This is a genomic window from Saccharopolyspora kobensis, assembly GCF_900108315.1.
GTDB classification, from domain to species: domain Bacteria; phylum Actinomycetota; class Actinomycetes; order Mycobacteriales; family Pseudonocardiaceae; genus Saccharopolyspora; species Saccharopolyspora kobensis.
Window position 1 is genome coordinate 1,368,803 of record NZ_FNVB01000002.1, and the last position, 19,961, is coordinate 1,388,763.

The 19,961-nt window shown below is 72.1% G+C and carries 18 protein-coding genes; 10 read left to right on the forward strand and 8 right to left on the reverse strand.

Annotated features, from left to right (window positions below):
- Window positions 1-9: 9 nt before the first annotated feature.
- The 3 genes from C4T78_RS06185 (at window position 10) to C4T78_RS06195 (ending at window position 3,925) form a co-directional block, all read left to right on the forward strand.
- Window positions 10-2,298 (forward strand): PQQ-dependent sugar dehydrogenase, encoded by a 2,289-nt coding sequence (locus C4T78_RS06185; RefSeq protein ID WP_093353411.1) that lies wholly within the window; start codon window positions 10-12, stop codon window positions 2,296-2,298.
- Between the two features lie 77 nt (window positions 2,299-2,375).
- Window positions 2,376-3,632 carry an MFS transporter gene (locus C4T78_RS06190; protein WP_093353413.1) on the forward strand — a complete coding sequence of 419 codons (1,257 nt, stop codon included), beginning with the start codon at window positions 2,376-2,378 and terminating at the stop codon, window positions 3,630-3,632.
- Window positions 3,633-3,658: 26 nt separating this feature from the next.
- Window positions 3,659-3,925, forward strand: a complete 267-nt coding sequence (locus C4T78_RS06195; protein ID WP_093353818.1) for a YdeI/OmpD-associated family protein — start codon at window positions 3,659-3,661, stop codon at window positions 3,923-3,925.
- A 3-nt stretch (window positions 3,926-3,928) separates the two neighbouring features.
- On the opposite strand, the gene C4T78_RS06200 is transcribed toward C4T78_RS06195, so the two are convergent.
- The gene (locus C4T78_RS06200) at window positions 3,929-4,567 is read right to left on the reverse strand and encodes a LysE family translocator (protein WP_093353416.1); all 639 of its coding nucleotides are present in this window, start codon (window positions 4,565-4,567) and stop codon (window positions 3,929-3,931) included.
- Between the two features lie 85 nt (window positions 4,568-4,652).
- On the reverse strand, window positions 4,653-5,420 hold the full coding sequence (locus C4T78_RS06205) for a DUF899 family protein (RefSeq protein WP_218161597.1): 768 nt from the start codon (window positions 5,418-5,420) through the stop codon (window positions 4,653-4,655).
- A 320-nt stretch (window positions 5,421-5,740) separates the two neighbouring features.
- Between C4T78_RS06205 and C4T78_RS06210 the strand changes: the two genes are divergently transcribed.
- Entirely contained in the window at window positions 5,741-6,727 is a 987-nt protein-coding gene (locus C4T78_RS06210; RefSeq protein WP_093353418.1) for a malate dehydrogenase, read from the forward strand.
- Window positions 6,728-6,791: 64 nt separating this feature from the next.
- Here the strand turns inward: C4T78_RS06210 and sph are convergent, their stop codons facing one another.
- Window positions 6,792-7,736: a sphingomyelin phosphodiesterase gene (gene sph, locus C4T78_RS06215; RefSeq protein WP_218161598.1), complete on the reverse strand. Its 945-nt coding sequence runs from the start codon at window positions 7,734-7,736 to the stop codon at window positions 6,792-6,794.
- A 106-nt stretch (window positions 7,737-7,842) separates the two neighbouring features.
- Between sph and C4T78_RS06220 the strand changes: the two genes are divergently transcribed.
- Entirely contained in the window at window positions 7,843-8,385 is a 543-nt protein-coding gene (locus C4T78_RS06220) for a GNAT family N-acetyltransferase (RefSeq protein ID WP_093353421.1), read from the forward strand.
- Between the two features lie 4 nt (window positions 8,386-8,389).
- Here the strand turns inward: C4T78_RS06220 and C4T78_RS06225 are convergent, their stop codons facing one another.
- The 3 genes from C4T78_RS06225 to C4T78_RS06235 are packed head-to-tail and all read right to left on the reverse strand — an operon-like array spanning window position 8,390 to window position 10,401.
- A complete protein-coding gene (locus C4T78_RS06225; protein WP_093353423.1) occupies window positions 8,390-8,782 on the reverse strand; it encodes a VOC family protein in 393 nt (130 codons plus the stop codon).
- 28 nt (window positions 8,783-8,810) lie between these two features.
- Complete coding sequence (locus C4T78_RS06230) at window positions 8,811-9,269, reverse strand: GNAT family N-acetyltransferase (RefSeq protein WP_093353426.1); 459 nt, start codon at window positions 9,267-9,269, stop codon at window positions 8,811-8,813.
- Window positions 9,270-9,318: 49 nt separating this feature from the next.
- Window positions 9,319-10,401, reverse strand: a complete 1,083-nt coding sequence (locus C4T78_RS06235; RefSeq protein ID WP_093353428.1) for a serine hydrolase domain-containing protein — start codon at window positions 10,399-10,401, stop codon at window positions 9,319-9,321.
- 316 nt (window positions 10,402-10,717) lie between these two features.
- Between C4T78_RS06235 and C4T78_RS06240 the strand changes: the two genes are divergently transcribed.
- The 4 genes from C4T78_RS06240 to C4T78_RS06255 all read left to right on the forward strand — a co-directional run bounded on the left by C4T78_RS06240 (window position 10,718) and on the right by C4T78_RS06255 (window position 14,024).
- Complete coding sequence (locus tag C4T78_RS06240) at window positions 10,718-11,128, forward strand: RidA family protein (protein ID WP_177247623.1); 411 nt, start codon at window positions 10,718-10,720, stop codon at window positions 11,126-11,128.
- A gap of 108 nt (window positions 11,129-11,236) precedes the next feature.
- Window positions 11,237-11,818 (forward strand): TetR/AcrR family transcriptional regulator, encoded by a 582-nt coding sequence (locus tag C4T78_RS06245; protein WP_235863597.1) that lies wholly within the window; start codon window positions 11,237-11,239, stop codon window positions 11,816-11,818.
- Between the two features lie 78 nt (window positions 11,819-11,896).
- Window positions 11,897-13,087 (forward strand): MFS transporter, encoded by a 1,191-nt coding sequence (locus C4T78_RS06250; RefSeq protein WP_093353433.1) that lies wholly within the window; start codon window positions 11,897-11,899, stop codon window positions 13,085-13,087.
- Between the two features lie 115 nt (window positions 13,088-13,202).
- A complete protein-coding gene (locus tag C4T78_RS06255) occupies window positions 13,203-14,024 on the forward strand; it encodes a pentapeptide repeat-containing protein (RefSeq protein ID WP_093353436.1) in 822 nt (273 codons plus the stop codon).
- On the opposite strand, the gene C4T78_RS06260 is transcribed toward C4T78_RS06255, so the two are convergent.
- On the reverse strand, window positions 14,025-15,500 hold the full coding sequence (locus tag C4T78_RS06260) for an MFS transporter (protein WP_093353438.1): 1,476 nt from the start codon (window positions 15,498-15,500) through the stop codon (window positions 14,025-14,027).
- A 120-nt stretch (window positions 15,501-15,620) separates the two neighbouring features.
- On the opposite strand from C4T78_RS06260, the gene C4T78_RS06265 reads away from it, so the two are divergent.
- Window positions 15,621-18,716 carry a UvrD-helicase domain-containing protein gene (locus C4T78_RS06265; protein ID WP_093353441.1) on the forward strand — a complete coding sequence of 1,032 codons (3,096 nt, stop codon included), beginning with the start codon at window positions 15,621-15,623 and terminating at the stop codon, window positions 18,714-18,716.
- 49 nt (window positions 18,717-18,765) lie between these two features.
- Here C4T78_RS06265 and C4T78_RS06270 read toward each other — a convergent pair whose 3' ends face one another.
- Window positions 18,766-19,938: an epoxide hydrolase family protein gene (locus C4T78_RS06270; RefSeq protein WP_093353443.1), complete on the reverse strand. Its 1,173-nt coding sequence runs from the start codon at window positions 19,936-19,938 to the stop codon at window positions 18,766-18,768.
- Window positions 19,939-19,961 lie beyond the last annotated feature (23 nt).

Genomic DNA, 19,961 nt, shown 5'->3' on the forward strand with positions numbered 1-19,961 from the left:
GGAGTTCCCATGCGCGCGAACAGACGCCGGGTCGCCGCGATCACCGCTGCGGTGCTCGCCGCGACCCTGACCGCGGCACCACCGGCCACCGCCGAGGAGCCGATCACCGACCCGATCCCCGAAGAGCCCATCGCCGCCGAGTTCGGCCTGGTGCTCGAACAGCACGCACAACTGCCCGCCACCGAAGCCACCCCGCCGGCCACCGATCCGCGGCTGATCCGCCACAACCGCATCAACCACATCGGCGAGCTGCCCGACGGATCCGGCCGCCAGTACGTGCCCGACCTCAACGGCCCGCTGTACCTGCTCGAAGACGGTCGGCAGCACCTCTACCTGGACTTCCGGGAGCGCTTCGAGCACTTCTTCTCCGGCAAGGGCATGGGCAGCGGATTCGGGTTCGTCGCCTTCCACCCCGACTTCGCCGCCAATGGCAAGTTCTACACCGTGCACTCCGAGGGCCGAGAAGCCATCGCCACCCGGCCGCCCACCTACCCCAACCAGCCCGACGCCGTCGTGCAGAGCGTCGTCACCGAGTGGACCGCGCAGGACCCGGCCGCCGACACCTTCACCGGCACCCAGCGCGAGATCTTCCGCTACGGATTCTCCACCCACATCCACGCCGTCCAGCAGATCGACTTCAACCCCACCGCCCGCCCCGGCGACCCCGACTACGGGCTGCTCTACCTCGGCGTCGGCGACGGCGGCATCGGCCTGGACACCGACATCCCGCAGGACCTGAGCACCCCGGCGGGCAAGCTGCTGCGCATCGATCCGGCCGGCGGCAACGGCCCCGGCGGCCGGTACGGCATCCCCGCCGACAACCCCTTCGCCGGCCGGCCCGGTGCGCTGGGTGAGATCTACGCGGTCGGCATGCGCGACCCGCACCGCTTCAGCTGGGATCCCGAAGACCGCCGCATGTTCCTCGGGCACATCGGCCAGCACGCCATCGAAGCCGTCTACGAGGTGCGCGCCGGCGACAACTTCGGCTGGAGCCGGCGCGAAGGCGCCTTCACCTTCGACCCGCGAACCCAGTGCTACCTCTACCCGCTGCCCGAGGACGACGCGGACTACGGCTACACCTACCCGGTCGCCGCCTACGACCACGACCCGCCGCCGAACTGGCCGTGCAACTCCGACAGCGGCCACGCCGTCTCCGGCGGCCAGGTCTACCGCGGCCACGACCTGCCGCAGCTGCGCGGGAAGTACGTCTTCGGCGACCTCGTCGACGGCCGGGTGTTCTACACCGAGACCGACCGGATGCGCCGCGGAGAGCCGCGCGCACCGCTGCACGAGCTCCCGCTGTTCGACACCACCGGCAGGCAGCTGCGGATGAGCGACTTCGTCGGCGACGGGCGCGTGGACCTGCGCTTCGGCACCGACTCGCAGCGCAACCTCTACCTGCTGGCCAAGGCCAGCGGCACGATCTGGAAGGTCACCGGCACCCGCCCGGCCCGCGCTTCCGAGGTCACCGACACCGTGCGCCGCAACCTGGTGGCCCACTACGACTTCGAGCACCCCTTCGCCGCCGACGACTCCCGCGAACTCGACACCGGCTCCTCGCGCACCCTGCTGTCGCTGATCAACGGCGGGCAGGACATGCGGGTGCCCGACGGGGCGTTCCCCGGCAGCAACAACGCCCTGCAAACCCGGCAGATCAGCCCCGACGCCGAGAGCAACGACGACTGGAAGGCAGGCGTCTGGGACGACAACGGCACGCTGTCGGCCTTCAACGCCACCGACGGCGCCACCGTGATGGGCTGGTTCAAGATGACCGGCGAGAACCCCGCACCCGACACCACCACACCCGACCCCGGCGACCGCTACAACGCCGTCGGCCTGGCCGGGCTGCTCACCGGCAACTCCACCGGCCACGACGTGCGGGCCCTGCTGGAGCTGATCGAGGTCGACGGGCAGCTGCGGCTGGTGGCCCTGGGCCGCCGCCTCGACGGCGGGGCCTCGCAGACCTTCGCCGCCCGGCAGGACTGGCGCGAACTGCTGCCCGCGGGCCAGTGGGTGCACCTGGCGGCGACGTTCGACTACACCACCGGGCAGATGGCGCTGTACCGCAACGGCGCACCGCTGCCCGGCTTCTACACCGACCCGGGCGACCCGTGGCAGGTCGACGGCACCGGCACCACCGCCTCCACCCCGCGCGGCATCAAGATCGGCGGCAGCTTCCCCGGCAACGATCGGGAGCGCAATCCCTGCCACTGCCGCATGGACTCGCTGATGTTCCTCGACACCGCGGCCGACCACCGCACCATCGCCGAGCAGTACCGCCGCTTCACCCACCGCTGAGCTCCCGCGCGGGGCGGGCCCGCCCGCCCCGCGCGAAGCGCCTCAGCTGCGAAAAGACGGCTGTTACCGTTCTGATCATGACGCAACCGGCCGGTGTCGCCGACTACCGCAGGTTCTGGGCCGCATCGACCACCTCGATCTTCGGCACCTACGTCACCACCCTGGCCCTGCAGGTCCTGGCCGCGCTCACCCTGCACGCCACCGCCACCGAACTCGGCCTGCTCAACGCCGCCCGCTGGGTGCCCTACCTGGTGCTGGGCCTGTTCGTCGGCGTCCTGGTCGACCGCTACCGCGGCAAACCCCTGCTCGTCGGCGCCGACTTCGCCCGCGCCGTCGTGCTGTGCGCGATCCCGCTGCTGCACCTCGCCGACCTCTTGAGCCTGCCGGTGCTCATCGGCTTCGCCGCGCTGCTGGGCCTGCTGTCGCTGTTCTTCGACGCCGCCGACCAGGCCTTCCTGCCGAAGCTGGTCCCGGTGAGCATGCTGACCTCGGCCAACGCGCGCTTGGAGCAGTCCCACGCCGTCGCCCAGACCACCGGCCCGCTGCTGGCCGCCGCCCTGGTCAAAGCCGTCGGCGCACCGCTGGCCATCCTGGTCGACGCGATCTCCTACCTGATCTCCGGAGCTCTGCTGGCCGGCATCGGCACCCGCGAGCGGTCCGCACCGCGCTCGCAGCGGCGCAGCGTGCTCGCCGAGCTGCGCGAAGGCGCCTCCTGGGTCTACCGGCACCGCATGCTCGGGCCCCAGTCCCTGGCCGGGCACCTGTGGTTCCTCGCCCACAGCATGCTGACCACCGTCTACGTCCTCTACGTGCTGCGCGCACCGGACAACGGCCTCGGACTCGGCGAGGTGCAGCTGGGCGTCAGCTACGCCTGCGCCGGTGTCGGGGCGGTGGCCGGTGGTGCGCTGGCCAACCGCAGCGGCCGCCGCTTCGGCGCCGGGCGCACCGTCGTCGTGACCCGCGCGCTCATGCCGCTGCCGTGGCTGCTGGTGCCGCTGCTCGGCCCGAACCCGGCCGTGATCGTCCTCTTAGGACTCTCACAGCTGCTGTTCTGGGTGCTCATGGGTCTGGAGGGCCCCAACGAGATGGCCTACCGGCAGGCCGTCACGCCCGGCCGGCTGCAAGGCCGGGTGAACACCACCATCCGCTCCCTCAACCGCGGCGCGATCGTCATCGGCGCCCCGCTGGGCGGCCTCATCGCCGACGCCACCAGCCTGCGCACCGCGCTGTGGGCGGGCATCGCCGGACTCATCGCCTCCGCTGTGGTGCTGGCCGCGTCCCCGTTCCGGCACGCCACCCTCCCCGAGCCCGCCACCCCGCAAACCACGAGCTGACCTGCGTTTCGGCTACCGTGTCGGTCGTGAACAGCAAGCCAGTACCCGGTGGGCCGGTGCACGAACTGCCCGCAGACCTGCGCGAGGCGCTCATCGCCGACGGCGCGGCGCTCGCGGCGTGGCACGACATCACACCGCTGGCCCGCAACGAGTTCATCTGCTGGGTCGAGGACGCCAAGCAGGCGGCCACCCGCCAGCGCCGCATCCGCCGCACGCAGGAAGAGCTGCTGGAGGGCAAGCGCAGGCCCTGCTGCTGGCCCGGGTGCAAGCACCGCGAGCGCAACGGCCGGTAGCGCTCAGGCCGGACGGGCCCGCCCGGCCAGCAACTGCACCGCCAGGCCCGCCAGCACCGCGCCCATGAAGTACCGCTGCACCCGCAGCCATCCCGGCCGCCGCGACAGCAGCCCCGACACCGAACCCGCCGTCACCACGATCAGCGCGTTCACCGACACCGCCACCACGATCTGCACCGCGCTCAGCAGCAGGCTCTGCCCCGCCACCCCGCCCCGCGACGGATCGACGAACTGCGGCAGCAACGACACGTAGAGCACCGCGATCTTCGGGTTGAGCAGGTTGGTCACCAGCCCCATCGCGAACAACCGGCCCGCGGTGTGCTCGGGCACCGCCGCCGGGGCGAACACCGACACCCCGCCCGGGCGCACCGCCTGCCAGGCCAGCCACAGCAGGTACACCGCCCCGGCCACCTGCACCGCGGTGTAGAGCGCGGGCACCAGCGTGAACACCGCCGCGATCCCGGCGGAAGCCGCCGCGGCGTAGATCAGGAACCCCACCGCCACCCCGGCCAGCGACACCAGACCGGCCCGCCGCCCCTGCGTCACCGACCGCGACACCAGGTAGACCATGTTCGGCCCCGGGGTGAGCACCAATCCCAGCGCCACCACCGCGATCCCGGCCACCGCACCGAAACTGACCACGCCGCCACCTCCGCTCGTCCGCTCCGGTGACGCTAAGCGGCAGCGCGGCGGGCGCGAACGGCCAATCCGCCGGCACTGGCCACCCTCACCCGTAGGTCGGGTACTGCGGCCAGCCCGCGGGGCTGTCCTCCCAGTCCTGCTGCCGCCCGTAGGCGGTGCGGTCCATCATCTGCGCCACCGGCAGCACCGCCTCGACGCCCCGCGCGGTGGTCATGTACGTCAGGTGCGGCTTGCCGTCCTTGAGCAAGTAGTAGGAGTAGCCGGGCCGCAGCACCTCACCACCCTGCTCGTCGCGCTGCGTCCAACCCCAGTCGTAGTGGTAGGTCGTCCCGGCCGAGGAGACCCACAGGTGTTCCCAGCCCCGCTGGGCGCGCCAGGCCTCGAGCTTGCCGATCGGCGCCTGGGAGATCATCGCGAACGCGATCGCCTCCTCGGACAACCGCTGCGTGGTGGCGGGCAGGTTGTCCACCGCCCACGTGCAGCTGGGGCATCCCTCGTCCCAGTCGGAGCCGAACATCACGTTCTGCACCACCAGCAGGTAGGTGTCGCCGAACAGCCCGGTCAGCGGCACCGGTCCGTCGGGGCCGGTGAACACGTAGTCGGTGACCTCCACCATCGGCAGCCGGCGCCGGGCGGCGGCGACCCGGTCGTTGTGCCGGGTGAGCTCCTTCTCCGCGGCGACCTGCTCGGCGAGCGCCTCGTCGAACGTCGCGCGGTCGACGACCTCCGGTGCGGCCTGCGGCCGGTCGTGCTTGGTCATGCGCAGCGGTCCCGCCTCGCCGCGATTCTCAGCGGTGGTCGCATCCGGGATCGAGGGCGCGTCGAGCGGGTTGTCGTGGCCGGGTTGCAGCACGGCCCCTTGATGTGCGGTCGAGCAGGGCTCCGGTTGGCACAAGGTGTCCTCCGATGGTGGTGAGCCGGCAACGTCTCCAGGTCAGACCGGGAAACCTGCGCGAACTCATCGCCGGGCTCGGCCACCAGCGCTTTTCGCCCGCACAACCCTCGCCGTGGTGGCCGCGGGCCGTTGCCACCCCGGCTGTGGTGCCCGGTGGCGGGCTGAATCGGTCCCGCGCCGGGTCCACTGTGATCCGTGGCGGGCCCGCCGCAGCTCTGCGGCGCTGGGGATAGCATCCGGACTAGGCAATCACCCGGCGAGCAGGAGAACGAAACCCCATGACCAAAGCTCCCGTCACCGTGACCGTCACCGGTGCGGCCGGTCAGATCGGCTACGCGTTGCTGTTCCGGATCGCTTCCGGTCAGCTCATCGGGCCCGACACCCCGATCAAGCTCCGCTTGCTGGAGATCCCGCAGGCGGTCAAGGCGGCCGAGGGCACCGCGATGGAGCTCGACGACTGCGCGTTCCCGCTGCTGCAGAGCATCGACATCACCGACGACGCACGCGCCGCTTTCGACGGCACCAACGTCGCGCTGCTGGTCGGCGCCCGCCCCCGCGCCAAGGGCATGGAGCGCGGTGACCTGCTGGAGGCCAACGGCGGCATCTTCAAGCCGCAGGGCGAGGCCATCAACGCCGGCGCGGCCGAGGACGTGCGCGTGCTGGTGGTCGGCAACCCGGCCAACACCAACGCCCTGATCGCCCAGGCCCACGCCCCGGACGTGCCTGCCGAGCGGTTCACCGCCATGACCCGCCTGGACCACAACCGGGCGCTGACCCAGCTGGCGCAGAAGCTGGGCGTGTCGGTCAGCGAGATCAAGAAGCTGACGATCTGGGGCAACCACTCCGCCACCCAGTACCCGGACCTCTTCCACGCCGAGGTCGGTGGCAAGATCGCCGCCGAGCAGGTCGAGCAGTCCTGGCTGGCCGACGAGTTCATCCCCACCGTCGCCAAGCGCGGCGCGGCCATCATCGAGGCTCGCGGTGCTTCCTCGGCGGCCTCGGCGGCCAACGCCGCGATCGACCACGTGCACACCTGGGTCAACGGCACCCCCGAGGGTGACTGGACCTCCGCCGCGGTCGTCTCCGACGGCTCCTACGGCGTGCCGGAGGGCCTGATCTCCTCGTTCCCGGTCACCGCCCGCGACGGCAAGTTCGAGATCGTGCAGGGCCTGGAGATCGACGAGTTCTCCCGCGCCCGCATCGACGCCTCGGTCAACGAGCTGGTCGAGGAGCGCGACGCCGTCCGCAAGCTCGGCCTGATCTGAGCCGGACCGCTCGGGGCCGCACCTCTCGCGCGAGGGGTGCGGCCCCGCGGTGTTTCCGCGGCCGCTACGCCGGGTGCGCGAAGACCGGGTAGTGGTCGGAGAAGTCGGTGTAGGTGTAGGTCTGGCCCCACGAGGTCACCGACCACTCCGGCGAGTGCACCGCCCGGGTCTCCGAGACCCAGCTGTGCTGCCCGTGCCCGGCCAGCGGCAGCACGTGGTCGAGTTGCTGCCCCGGCCAGCCCGGCGCCTGGTAGGCGGCAACCGAGTTGGTCGCCGGGTCGTAGGAGAAGGGATGCCCGGTGGTCTCCGGTGCGGTGGCGCCCAGGGTGGTCAGCGCGGCGGTGAACTCCTCGGCCGCGGCGTCGATGTTGAGATCGCCTGCCACCACCACCGGTTCGGCGGCCGGAATCGCCCGGTCCCGCACGAACTGCGCGATCTCGCCCAGCTGACCGGCTCGCACGCCCGGAGCGCGGTCGCCGCAGGCGCTGTCGTCGGCCTGCAGATGAGTGCCGATCACGTGCACCGGGCCGGTGGGCGAGTCGATGCGGGTGTAGACGAATCCCTTGTTGGAGGTGGCGTCGGCGCCGCATCCCGGCCCGAAGACGTACTGGACGCGCTCGGCCACCGGCCAGCGGCTGAGCACCGCCACCCCGCCGTCCTCGGGGCGGGTGTCCGAATAGGACCCCAGCGTGGCGTCCCAGCCGTCCCGCGAGCGCCCGAGCACCGGCGTCTGGTGCGGGTAGTCACCGGCGAGGTTGTCCAGCAGGCGTTGCGAGGCCTCGTTGTCGAAGGCCTCCTGCACCACCACGACGTCCTGGCCCGCCAGCACGCCTTCGGAAGCGAGCAGGTCGGCGCGCTCCAGCTGTCCCCAGTTCGGGAACAGCGACCGCGGCAGCATGAACACGTTGTAGGAGGCGATCCGGGGGCCGTCGGCGGCGGCCACGGCGGGCGGGGCGGCCAGCCCGCTCAACACCACCGCCAAAGACGTGAAAGCGATTCGTATCTTCACGGTGGATCATCATGCCGCCCGCCCGCACCGCCAACCAGACCCCGGCGGCGAACAGCCGGGATCAATTCGGTTGCCACCGCACGGCGCGGACCAGCAATATCGACGCATGGACCGCCCTGCCGAGGAGATCGACCTGGAATCCGCGGTGCTGCGTCGCTGGCGCGGCACCGACCTCGCCGCGCTGCACCGCGTGGTCACCGAATCACTGCCGCACCTGCGGCCGTGGATGCCGTGGGCAGCCGGCGACTACTCGCTGGAGAGCGCCGCGGCCTTCCTCCAGAAGGCCCAGGACAACTGGCACACCGGCCGGGCGTTCACCTACGCCATCACCGTCGGCGGCACCATCGCCGGCTGCATCTCCCTGGAACGCCGCATCGGTCCCACCGGCCTGGAGATCGGCTACTGGCTGCACCCCGGCCACACCGGGCGCGGCCTGGTGACCACCGCGGCCGCCGCGCTCGTCGACCGAGCGCTGGCCCTGCCCGGCATCGACCACGTCGAGATCTGGCACGACGCGGGCAACACCGCCAGCGGAGCAGTCCCGCAGCGCCTCGGCTTCACCTGCGTCGACCGCCGCAGCCCGCCCCGCGAACTGCCCACCAGCCCCGGCGAAGCCGGCATCGACGTCATCTGGCGGCTGACCCGCTGACCGCTCACGTCGCGGCCGGGCGATCACCCATCCGGGAGGGCTCCAGCAACGAGATCGCGTTGCCGTCGGGATCGGTGAACGACGTCGCCCGGCCCCACGGCATCGCCTGCGCGTCGCCGGCCTGCACGCCCGCCGCGCGCAGCTCGGCGACATCGGCGTCCACGTCCTCGGTGTGGAACTGCAGGTGCACCGGGCCGCTGAGCTCCATGCCCGCCACCGGGAAGTCCACCAGCACCACGCCGCTGGGCGAACCGGGCGGAGCGACCATCAGGAACCGGCCGTGCGGGCCGGCCACGTCCACCACCAGCTCGAAACCGAGCACGTCGACGTAGAAGTCGCGGGAGCGGGCCTGATCGCTGACCGGAACGGACACGAACTGCAGGCGTGAGATGCGCATGACGCCACCGTAAACCGATCGCCCGCGCCTACAATTCGAACGCCAGATGCGGCCGCGACCAGGTGATCTCACCCGCCGGCGGCACCGTGCCGACCCGCCGGGCGCCCACCGACAGGTAGAAGCCCTCCGACGGCGGGTGCGACACCACGTGCAGCCGCCGCAGCCCCCGAGCGCGGGCCTGCCGGCAGGCATCGGCGATGAGCAGCCGCCCGAGACCCCGGCCCTGCGCCGCATCGTCGACGAACATGTAGTCCAGCTCGCCCTCACCCTCGGCGCCGCGCCCCGGCACGATCACCGTGTGAAAGCCCAGCGGCCGCCCGTCACCGTCGCGGGCCACCCGCACCAGGTGCTCGGCGAGGTAGTCGGCGTCGATGCCCAGTCCGGCCACCATCACCCGGTAGTGCCCGTCGTAGGCGCTGCTGGTGCGCACGATCCGCGTCAGCTCCTCGGCATCGGCGATCGTCGCGTCCTCCACGTGCGTCGTCATGACGCCGAGTCAACACCACGCCCACGACACCCAGCGGCGATGTGCGGGCTCACCACAGCGAGTCGAGGACCTCCTCCAGGGCGAGCATGCGGTGCGGGCCCGCGAGGTGGCGGGTGAGGTAGGCGCAGGAATAGCCGTGCCGCAGCGAAACCCACGCAGTGGAACCACCGATCCCGCCCATGGCCAGCTCGTCCTCGCCGCGCTGCGCTCCCAGCGTCCAGGTCACGTCGTGGTTCAGGAACTCGTCGTGGCCGCTGGCCTGCGGGGCGATGAACTCGCCGTGCAGCTGCTCGCCGAGCAGCCGCGCCACCGGTCCGGCGGTGTCGGTGAGCGCGGCGAAGAACGACGCCACCGCGGCGGCCGTGGCGTGCAGGCCGATCGCCGGGAACTGCGCCTGCCGCCACCGCCCGCTGTTGGCCACCGCCACCTCCAGCGCTCCCGGTGGTGTGGTCAGGGCGCGCTGGACCAGCCCGCCCGCCTGCCCGAACGTCCAGTACGCGGGATCGCCGACGACCAGTTCGGCCACCCTCGGCAGATCCGCCTCGAGCACGCCGAAGTGCGCGTCCCACTCCAGCGGTGCGGCCACCTCGTGCCGGAACACCTCGCCCAGGCTGCGCCCGGTGATCGCGCGCACCACCCCGTCGAGCAGGTGCCCGTAGGTCAGGGCGTGCTCGGCGATGCGGCTGCCGGGCCGCCATTCCGGTGCGGCCGCGGCGAGCTCGGCGCGCAGCCGCGCGTCGTCGAGCAGGTCGCTGGTCGTCTCCGGGAACGCCGGCTGCCCGGCCTGGTGGCTGAGCAGCTGCCGCAGCGTCGTGGCCGACTTGCCCGCCGCGGCGTAGTCCGGCCACACCTCGGCCACCGGCCGGTCCAGCCCCACTCCGGCATCGGCGAGCACCTTCACCGCCGTCAGCGCGGCCAGCGGTTTGCCCAGCGAGAAGACCTGCACCAAGGTGTCATCGCGCCACGGTGCGCTGTGCGCGGCGTCGGTCCAACCACCGCTGAGCCGCACCACCTCCCGGCCATCGTGGCGCACCACCAGCCCCGCACCGGTCTCCGCGCCGGAGGCGAGCAACCGGTCGAACACCTCGCGCACCGCGGCGAACCGCTCGTCCACCACGCCCTGCGACCTCATCGCTCCCCGTTCTTCCACAATGGACCCGGCTGCTGGTTCGGAGCACCACCTGCGGGTCGAACGCGGGTCGGCCCCAGCCCGCCCGCACGAGTCCCGGGGTGCTGCGGTCGATGCGGTGCGCTGCGGCCACGGCGATGCGCCCGACGAACGGCCCATCAGCAGCGTGCCCGCTGGCCACCCCGCTCCTCCCGCAGCACCCTCTCCACAACCAGTCCTGTCATCGACTGACCACTCCAGACTATTGGGACGATCAACCGATTTTTCCCCCGCAGCGAACACCGGCTCGCGGACCGCGCGACGCCGGTAGCGTCGTGGCGTGCCAAGCAAGATCCGCCTCCTGCGCTGCGCAGCACTGTCCGATGTGGCCGAATACGCCTACGGCGCCGCCGTGCCACCCGATGCCCACCTCTTGTTCGCCGCCGGAGCCTGCCCGCTCGACGACGCCGGAAAGACCGTGGCGGTCGGCGACTACGCCGGTCAGGCCCGCCAGATGATGCACAACCTCAAGACCGCCCTGGCCGAGGCCGGGGCCGAACTGTCCGATGTGGTCAAGACGACCGTCTACGTGGCCAGCAGCTCCCAGCGGGACCTGGTCGCGGCCTGGAAAGTGGTGCGCGACTGCTTCGGCGACCACGACCCGCCCAGCACCCTGCTCGGCGTGACGGTCCTGGGCTACGACGACCAGCTCGTGGAGATCGACGCACTGGCGGCCCTGGACGCCGGCTGATCCCGCGGTGGTGCGCCGGGCCGGGCGCACCACCGCCTCCCGCGCCGGAACGCCGATCGCTTCCCACCACCACTATCACGGGTGTGATAGTTTCTGGGCGTGGGTGAGATGACCGAGCGGCGGAGCACTGCCCGGCGACGAATCCTCGACGCCGTCTTCGACCTGGTCGCGCGAGGAGGCCTGGCGGAGGCGTCGCTGCGGAAGGTCGCCGACGCATCGGGCATCAACATCGGCTCCGTGCGCCACTACTTCGACAGCCACGAGGCGCTCATGGTGGCCGCGGCCGAAGAGGTCGGCGCACGAATGGAACGCAGGCTGGCCGCGACGGCGACACCGCAGCACCCCGCGAGCGCAGCCGAACGCCGGGAGCTGCTGCAGGCCGTCGCCCTGGCCGTGCTGCCGATCGCGCCTGAAGAGCGCGCAGAGCTCATCGTCCTGGTGGAGTTCCTCGTGGCCGCACGCATCCGGCCGGAGTTCCGGCAGGTCACCGTGCGCATGGGCACCGACATGCGGTACGTGGTCCGCCAGGCCCTGGAGCTGACCGGCGTCCAGGCCGACGACCTGCAGACGGAGTTGTTCGTCGCCGTCATCGAAGGACTGACGTTCGAGCTCGTGTACCCGCACGGTTCGCAAGAGGACCTCTCCCCGGTCGACGTCCTGCGGCACCACATCGCCACCCTCATCCCCTGATCTCCCGCCCGCTGCGGCCATCTGCTGCTCCCGTCGAGCGCGCTGCGGGGAATTCCGCACCCGTTGAGGAGACCTGCCTTGCCCCGCTGGATCATCGCGCTGTCCCTGGGCGCGCTCGTCTTCTACACCGACGACTACGTGATCGCCGGTGTCCTCCCGGAGATCGCCACCGACCTGGCGGTCTCCGAAGGCACCGCGGGCCAGCTGGTGACGGTGTTCTCGGTGACGGTCGCGCTGGCAGCGCCGGTCGCCGCGATCGCGGCGACCCGCGTGCGCCGTCGCACGCTGCTGACCGCCGCGGCGGCGGTCTTCACCCTCGCCAACGCCCTCGCCGCCACGGCAACCGGTTTCGAAGCCCTGCTCGTCCTGCGCGTGATCGCGGCACTGGCGGCGGCCGCCGCCACCCCGGCGCTGTTCGGCCTCGCCGCCCAACTCGCCCCGCCCGAGCGCATCGGCCGCTACGTCGCAGCCGTGGCCTTCGGGGTGACCGGAGCGATCGCGCTCGGCGTTCCGGCCGGAACCTGGATCGGCGGTGCCCTGAACTGGCGAGCGACGTTCATGACGATGGCCATCGCCGGAGCGCTGATCACCACCGGGTTCGCCACCCAACTGCCCGGGCGCACCGGCAGCGCACCCGCGCTCTCGCTGCGGTCGCAGCTGACGATCCTGCTGCGACCCGCCATCTCCCTCGGCCTGGCCGCGAACGTGACGCTCATGCTCGGCTCGATGATGCTGCTGACCTACCTGGCCCCGTTCACCGCGGCGTTGTCCACCGCCGACATCAGCGCGCGCGGAACCCTGTTCGCCTTCTCCGGCGTCGCGGGCATGGTGGGCATCTGGGCGGGCGGGCTCGCCACGGACGAGTGGGGCCCGGTGCGCACTCTGGCAGCGGGCATCGGCGCGTTCATCCTGGCAGTGGTCGCGTTGGCGGCACTGTGGACGGTCCGCCCGGTGCCCGTCCTGGCGCTGCTGCCCGTCGTGGCGCTGCAGGGCGCTGCGGCGTTCTGGATCTCCCCGGCGATCCAGGCGCGACTGCACCAGCTCGCCGGTCCGGTCTCCGCGCAGGCCCTGGCGATGAACACCTCCGGCACCTACCTGGGAGCCGCCCTCGGCGGCGTCGTCGGAGGCCTGGCCATCGACACCTCCGGGCCCGGGCCGCTGCCGGTCATCGCCGGTGCGGCGGGCCTGGTGGCACTCGGCCTGCTGCTGCTCACCGCACGCGCCCCGGAACCGGGGCGGAAGCGAGCCGACCACCGCTCAGATCGCTGATCGGCTTCCCGGAGACGAGATCGTGCGGACCCGGGCCCGCACGCCCCTGGGCGGGTCCGCCACCGGAACCAGGGACAATGGAGCAACCCGACCGCCCACCTGGAGCACATCAGCGTTGTCCCACACCGACCTCACCCCGGCCGGGCTCGGCCTGCACGCCGACTGCGGCAGCTGCGCCGGGCTGTGCTGCGTGGCCCTGCCCTTCTCCGCCTCCGCGGGCTTCGCCGTGGACAAGGACGCCGGCACGCCGTGCACCAACCTGCTCGCCGACTTCAGCTGCGGCATCCACGCCCACCTGCGCGAACGGGGCTTCTCCGGGTGCACGGTCTTCGACTGCTTCGGCGCCGGGCAGAAGGTCTCCCAGCTGACCTTCGGCGGCCGCGACTGGCGGCAGGAGCCGCGGCGAGCCGGGCAGATGTTCACCGCCTTCGCCGTGATGCGCCAGCTGCACGAACTGCTGTGGTACCTGGCCGACGCGCTGACCCGGCCGGCCGCCGCGCCGGTGCACGAGGACCTGCGGCGGGCGCTGCGCGAGACCGACGCGCTCACCCGCGGGACGGCCGAGGAAGTGACCGACGTCGACGTCGCCGCGGTGCGCCAGGACATCAACGCCCTGCTGGTGCGCACCAGCGAACTGGTCCGCGCCGAGGTCGGCGGCCGCACCAAGAACCATCGAGGCGCCGACCTCATCGGCGCCTCGATGCGCGGTGCGCGGCTGCGGGGAGCGAACCTGCGCGGAGCGCTGCTCATCGCAGCCGACCTGCGCGGCGCGGACCTGGGATCGGCCGATGTCATCGGCGCGGACTTCCGCGACACCGATCTGCGCGGCGCCGATCTCACCAATGCCCTCTTCCTCACCCAGGCCCAGGTCAACGCCGCCAAGGGCGACGCGGCCACGGTGATCCCCGCCGGACTGGACCGCCCCGCGCACTGGTGATCAGGCCTTGGCCGGGCGCAGCAGCACGACCGCGACGACGGCCAGCCCGGCCAGCACCACCGCTCCGATGCCGCCCACGACGTTGATCCCGCTGGTGAAGGCCTCGCGAGCGGCGTCGAGCAGCCCGGTGGGCTGCGTGCCCTCCAGCGCGATGACATCGGCGAGGGTTTCCGACTGGCCCGGCGCGCTCGCCATCTGCGCCTGGTAGATGGCCGTGACGAGCGTGCCCATCACCGCCACGCCGAGCCCGACGCCGAGCTCCCCGCTGGTCTCCGACAGCGCCGCGGCCGCCCCGGCGCGCTCCGGCGGGGCGCTGCCCACGACCAGATCGGTGGTCAGCACACTCATCGGGCTCAACCCGGCGGTCACCAGGGCCGTGGCGATCACCACCGCGGGCACGCTGCTGCCGTCGAGGGCGATGAACAGCACGAATCCGGCCACCGAGAGCACCGCGCCCGCCGCGATCGCCCGCGCCGGCCCCCACCGGCGCGCCACCACGGGCGCCAGCAGCGATGCGCCCGCCGCGGTGATGGCCACCGCGGTCAGCCACATCCCGGTCCGCAGCGGCGAGAGGCCGGCGACGCCCTGCAGGAACTGCGGCACCAGGTAGTACACGCCGTTGACCACCAGCAGCCCCGTCAGCAGCAGCACTAGCGCCACGCTGAAGGTGCGGTTGCCGAACAGGCTCACGTCCACCAGCGGATCGCTCATGCGCCGCTGCCGCCGCACGAAGACGACCCCGGCGACAGCTCCGGCCGCCAGCGCCAACAGCGGCACGAGGCCCGGACCGCGGTGCGCGAGCTCCTTGAACCCGTAGACCAGCGGCACGATCGTCAGCAGCGACAGCAGCACGCTGAGCGGATCCAGCCGGCCGGCGCTCTCCGGGCGGTGTTCGGGCAGCAGCCACGGTCCGAGCAGCAGCACCAGCACCATGACCGGCACGGCGAGCAGGAACACCGAGCCCCACCAGAACGCCTCCAGCAGGAGCCCGCCGATCAGCGGGCCGACCGCCACCCCCGCGGTGAAGGTCGTCATCCACACCGCGATCGCCACCGACCGCTGAGCGGGATCGGTGAACATCGTGCGGATCAGCGCCAGGGTGGAGGGCATCAGCGTCGCCCCGGTGATGCCCAGCAGCGCGCGGGCGGCGATGAGCATCCCCGCGGTGGGAGCGAACGCCGCCAGCACCGAGGCCGCGGCGAACGCGGCCGAACCGATCAGCAGCAGCCTGCGGCGGCCGATCCGGTCGCCCAGCGTGCCCATCGTGACCAGGAAACCGGCGATGAGGAACCCGTAGGCATCCATGATCCACAGCGCCTGGGTGCTGCTCGGGCGCAGGTCCGCGCTCAGGTGCGGCGCGGCGAGGTAGAGGACGCTGACATCCATGGCCAGCACCAGGAGGGGCAGCGCGAGCACGGCCAGTCCGGCCCACTCCCGCGCTCCGGCGCGACTCCGTCGCTTCTCTTCGGGAACCATGCCCTGATCGTCAGACCTCGACCATGCTGGAGGTCAAGGGAATTTCCGCACCGCCCGGCGCGTTCGGCGGTCGCCCGGGCCGGGGACGCCGCGCCGCGGCGTGCCTGGCAAGATCGCCGAGTGCGCTTCTACGCCGACCTGCACATCCACTCGAAGTACTCCCGCGCCTGCAGCAAGGACTGCGACATCGAGCACCTGACCTGGTGGGCGCGCCGCAAGGGCATCACCCTCGTCGGCACCGGCGACGTCACGCACCCCGCCTGGTTCGCCCACCTGCGGGAAGTCCTCGAACCCGCCGAACCGGGCCTGTTCCGGCTGCGCGCGGAGCTGGACCGGGAGATGACGCGCGGCATGCCCGCCAACTGCGAGGGCCCGGTGCGGTTCATGCTGTCGGTGGAGATCTCGACCATTTACAAGAGCGGCGAGCGCACCCGCAAGATCCACCACCTGTGCTACCTGCCCGACTTCGCCGCCGCCGAGAAGTTCAACCAGCGCCTGGGCCGCATCGGCAACCTCGGCTCCGACGGCCGCCCGATCCTGGGCCTGGATTCCCGAGACCTGCTGGAGATCACCCTGGAATCCGGCGACGGCGCCTACCTGGTGCCCGCCCACATCTGGACACCGTGGTTCGCGGTGCTGGGTTCCAAGGCCGGGTTCGATGCCGTCGAGGACTGCTACCGCGACCTGGCCGGGCACATCTTCGCCCTGGAGACCGGGCTGTCCTCGGACCCGGAGATGAACTGGCGCATCTCCGCCCTGGACAAGTACACGCTGGTCAGCCACTCCGACGCGCACTCCCCGCCGATGCTGGGCCGCGAGGCCAGCGTCTTCGACACCGACCTGGACTACTTCGCGGTCAAACGCGCGCTGGAGACCGGTGACGGTTTCGCGGGCACCGTCGAGTTCTTCCCGGAGGAGGGCAAGTACCACCTCGACGGGCACCGCAAGTGCCAGGTGCGGCTGGAACCGGGCGAGACCCGCGCGCACGGCGGCGACTGCCCGAGCTGCGGCAAGCCGCTCACCGTCGGCGTGCTGCACCGCGTCGAGACGCTGGCGGACCGCCCCGCGGGAATCCGGCCCGCGGGCGCGGCGGAGTTCCGCAACCTCATCCCGCTGCCGGAGATCGTCGGCGAAGTCCTGGGCGTGGGCCCGAAGAGCAAGAAGGTCTTCGGGCGCATCAGCGACCTCACCGCCGCGCACGGCCCGGAACTGGGAATCCTTCAGGACGTGCCGCTCGACGAGCTGCGCCGCACCGACGCAGCGGTGGCCGAAGCCGTCGAGCGGCTGCGCGGCGGGCAGGTGCTGCGCGACCCCGGCTACGACGGCGAGTACGGCACGATCCGGCTCTTCCAGCCCGCCGAACTCGCCCGCCTGCGCAACAACAACACCCCCGCGTTATTCGGCGACGACCTGTTCGCCCCGCCGCCTGAACCCGCCGCTCCCGCACCGGCACCGGTCGCCGTCGCCGCCGAAGCACCGCAACCCGCAGCCGTCGCCGCCGGCGGCGACGGCGTGCTCGCCGGCCTGGACCCCGACCAGCGCGCCGCCGCCGCAATCCCCGGCGGGCCGCTGCTGATCGTGGCCGGACCCGGCACCGGCAAGACCCGCACCGTCACCCACCGGCTGGCGCACCTGGTGCTGGAGCGCGACGTCGACCCGGCCGAATGCCTGGCCATCACCTTCACCCGCCGCGCCGCCGAGGAGATGACCGAGCGCCTCGGACACCTCATCGGCGAACCCGCCCAGCACCTGACCGTGGCCACCTTCCACTCCTTCGGCCTGCAAGTGCTGCGCGAACAGCACGAGCACGTCGGGCTGCCCGCCGAGTTCGGCCTGGCCGACGCCGCTCGCCGCCACCAGATCCTCACCACCCTCACCGGCGACGAGCGCAGCGCGCGCCAGGCCGGACCGCAGCTGTCGCTGGCCCGCCGCACCGGCGCTGCCGACCCGCTGCTGGCCGACTACCTCGCCGCACTGCGCGAGGCCGGTTTGGTCGACTTCGACGACCTGGTCGCGCTGACCGTCGAGCTGCTCACCGACCGTCCCGACATCGCCGAGCACTACCAGCGGCGCTACCGGTGGATCACCGTCGACGAGTACCAGGACGTCGACGAACTGCAGTACCGGCTGCTGCGGCTGCTCGCCCCGCCCGGGGCGAACCTGACCGCCATCGGCGACCCCGACCAGGCGATCTACTCCTTCCGCGGCGCCGACGTCGGCTTCTTCCTGCGCTTCGAGCAGGACTACGCCGGAGCCCCGGTGCTGGCCCTGACCCGCAACTACCGCAGCGGCGCGCACATCCTGGACGGCGCGCTGCGCGCCATCGCACCGTCCACACTGGTCGCCGACCGCAGGCTGCACGCCGCCGCACCGCGCGAAGCCCACCGCATCACCGGGCACCGCGCCTGCGATGAGCGCGCCGAGGCGGCATTCGTGGCGCGCACCGTCGACCAGCTCATCGGCGGCGCGTCCTTCCACTCCCTGGACAGCGGCCGCGTCACCGGCGACGGACCGGGCGGGATCGGGTTCAACGACATCGCCGTGCTCTACCGCACCGACGCGCAGTCCCGCGCGGTCCTGGAGGAGCTGACCCGCTGCGGGCTGCCGGTGCAGAAGCGCTCCCACGACCGCCTGTCAGCCCGACCGGGTGTCGAGTTGCTGGTGCGCGAGCTCCTGCACGTCGCCGACCGCACGGGCCCGGTCACCGACCAGCTGCGCGCGGCCGCGAGAACCGTCGCCGGTACCGTGCCCGAGGACCAGCGCCCCGACATCCACACCGCCGCGGAGCTGTTGAGCCCGCTGGCGCAGCGCTGCGGCCGCGACGTGCCGCTGTTCTGCCGGGAAGTGCTGCTGGGCGCCGAGGTCGACACCCTGGACCCGCGCGCCGAGGCGATCTCCCTGCTGACCCTGCACGCGGCCAAGGGCCTGGAATTCCCGGTGGTGTTCCTCATCGGCTGCGAGAACGGCCTGCTGCCGTTGCGCTGGCCGGGCACCGAACCCACCGAAGCCGACATCGCCGAGGAACGCCGCCTGTTCTTCGTCGGCATGACCCGCGCCCAGGACCACCTCTACCTCACCCACGCGGCCCGCCGCACCGTCCGCGGCAGCACCCAGGACCGCACCCGCTCGCCGTTCCTGGACGGCCTCGGGGAGCTGGTGGCCGAAGCCGAAAGCCCCGCCCGCCGCCAACGACCGGCCCAGCTGTCCCTGCTGTGAACGTTCCCCGCGCCGCTGTGATCGGCTTGCGGCCGGGTACCCGCCGCGTTCACCGAGCGGCGGCCAGCACCGCCGCGAGGCCTTCTCGCAGGTCCTTGACGAAATGCTCGGGGACCTCCAGCGACGGGAAGTGCCCACCGCGCTCGGGCGAGCTCCACCGGACGATCTGCCGGTACCGCTCCTGCGCCCAGGGCCGCGGGCACTTCTCGACGTCGCGGGGGTACATGGTGATCGCGGACGGGACGTCGACCCGGAGATCGGGATCCAGCGAGTTGTGGCTCTCGTAGTAGATCCGGGCCGCCGATGCACCGGTCCGCGTCAGCCAGTACAGGGTGACGTCGTCGAGAACCCTGTCCGCGGAAATCGTCTCGAACGGGCTGTCCTCGGTGTCCGACCACTCGGCGAACTTGTCGAGGAGCCAGGCGAGGAGCCCGACGGGCGAGTCGACGAGCGAGTAGCCGATGGTCTGCGGCCGGGTCGCCTGCTGCTTGGCGTACGCCGCGCGGTGGCGCCAGAAATGGCGGGTTTGCTCGGCCCACTCGCGCTCGGCCGCCGTCAGCCCGTCCGTTGTCGACCCGGGAAGCCCCTCCGCGAACGTCGTGTGGATGCCGAGCACGTGCGCCGGGAACCTGCCGCCGAGGACCGTGGTGATGTTCCCTCCCCAGTCGCCGCCGTGGGCCGCGAACCTGTCGTAGCCGAGACGCCCCATCAGCTGCACCCAGGCGGCCGCGATCTTCTCGGTTCCCCACCCGGTGGTGGCCGGTTTGTCGCTGTAGCCGAAGCCCGGGAGCGACGGAACCACGACGTGGAACGCCGGCGCGTCCGCGTCGTGCGGATCGGCCAGTTCGTCGACCACGTCGACGAACTCGGCGACGCTGCCCGGCCAGCCGTGCGTCACGATCAGCGGGGTGGCATCCGCGCGCGCGGACCGGCGGTGCAGGAAGTGGATCCCCAGGTCGTCGATGGTCGTGCGGAACTGGCCGATCCGGTCGAGGCGCTCTTCGAACGACCGCCACTCGTACTCGGTGCGCCAGTAGTTCACGACTTCGACGAGGTCGGCGAGGGGGACGCCCTGCGCCCACCGGCCGGGGCCGGGCGCGGCGCCGCGGACCGTCTCCGCCTCCGGTAGCCGCGCCGCGGCCAGTCGCGCGCGCAGATCGTCGAGGTCGGCGTCGGTCGCGCGGGATTCGAATTCGTGCACGTCGTCGGTCGGACGGGGCATGAGACCTCCTGGCCATCGCGATA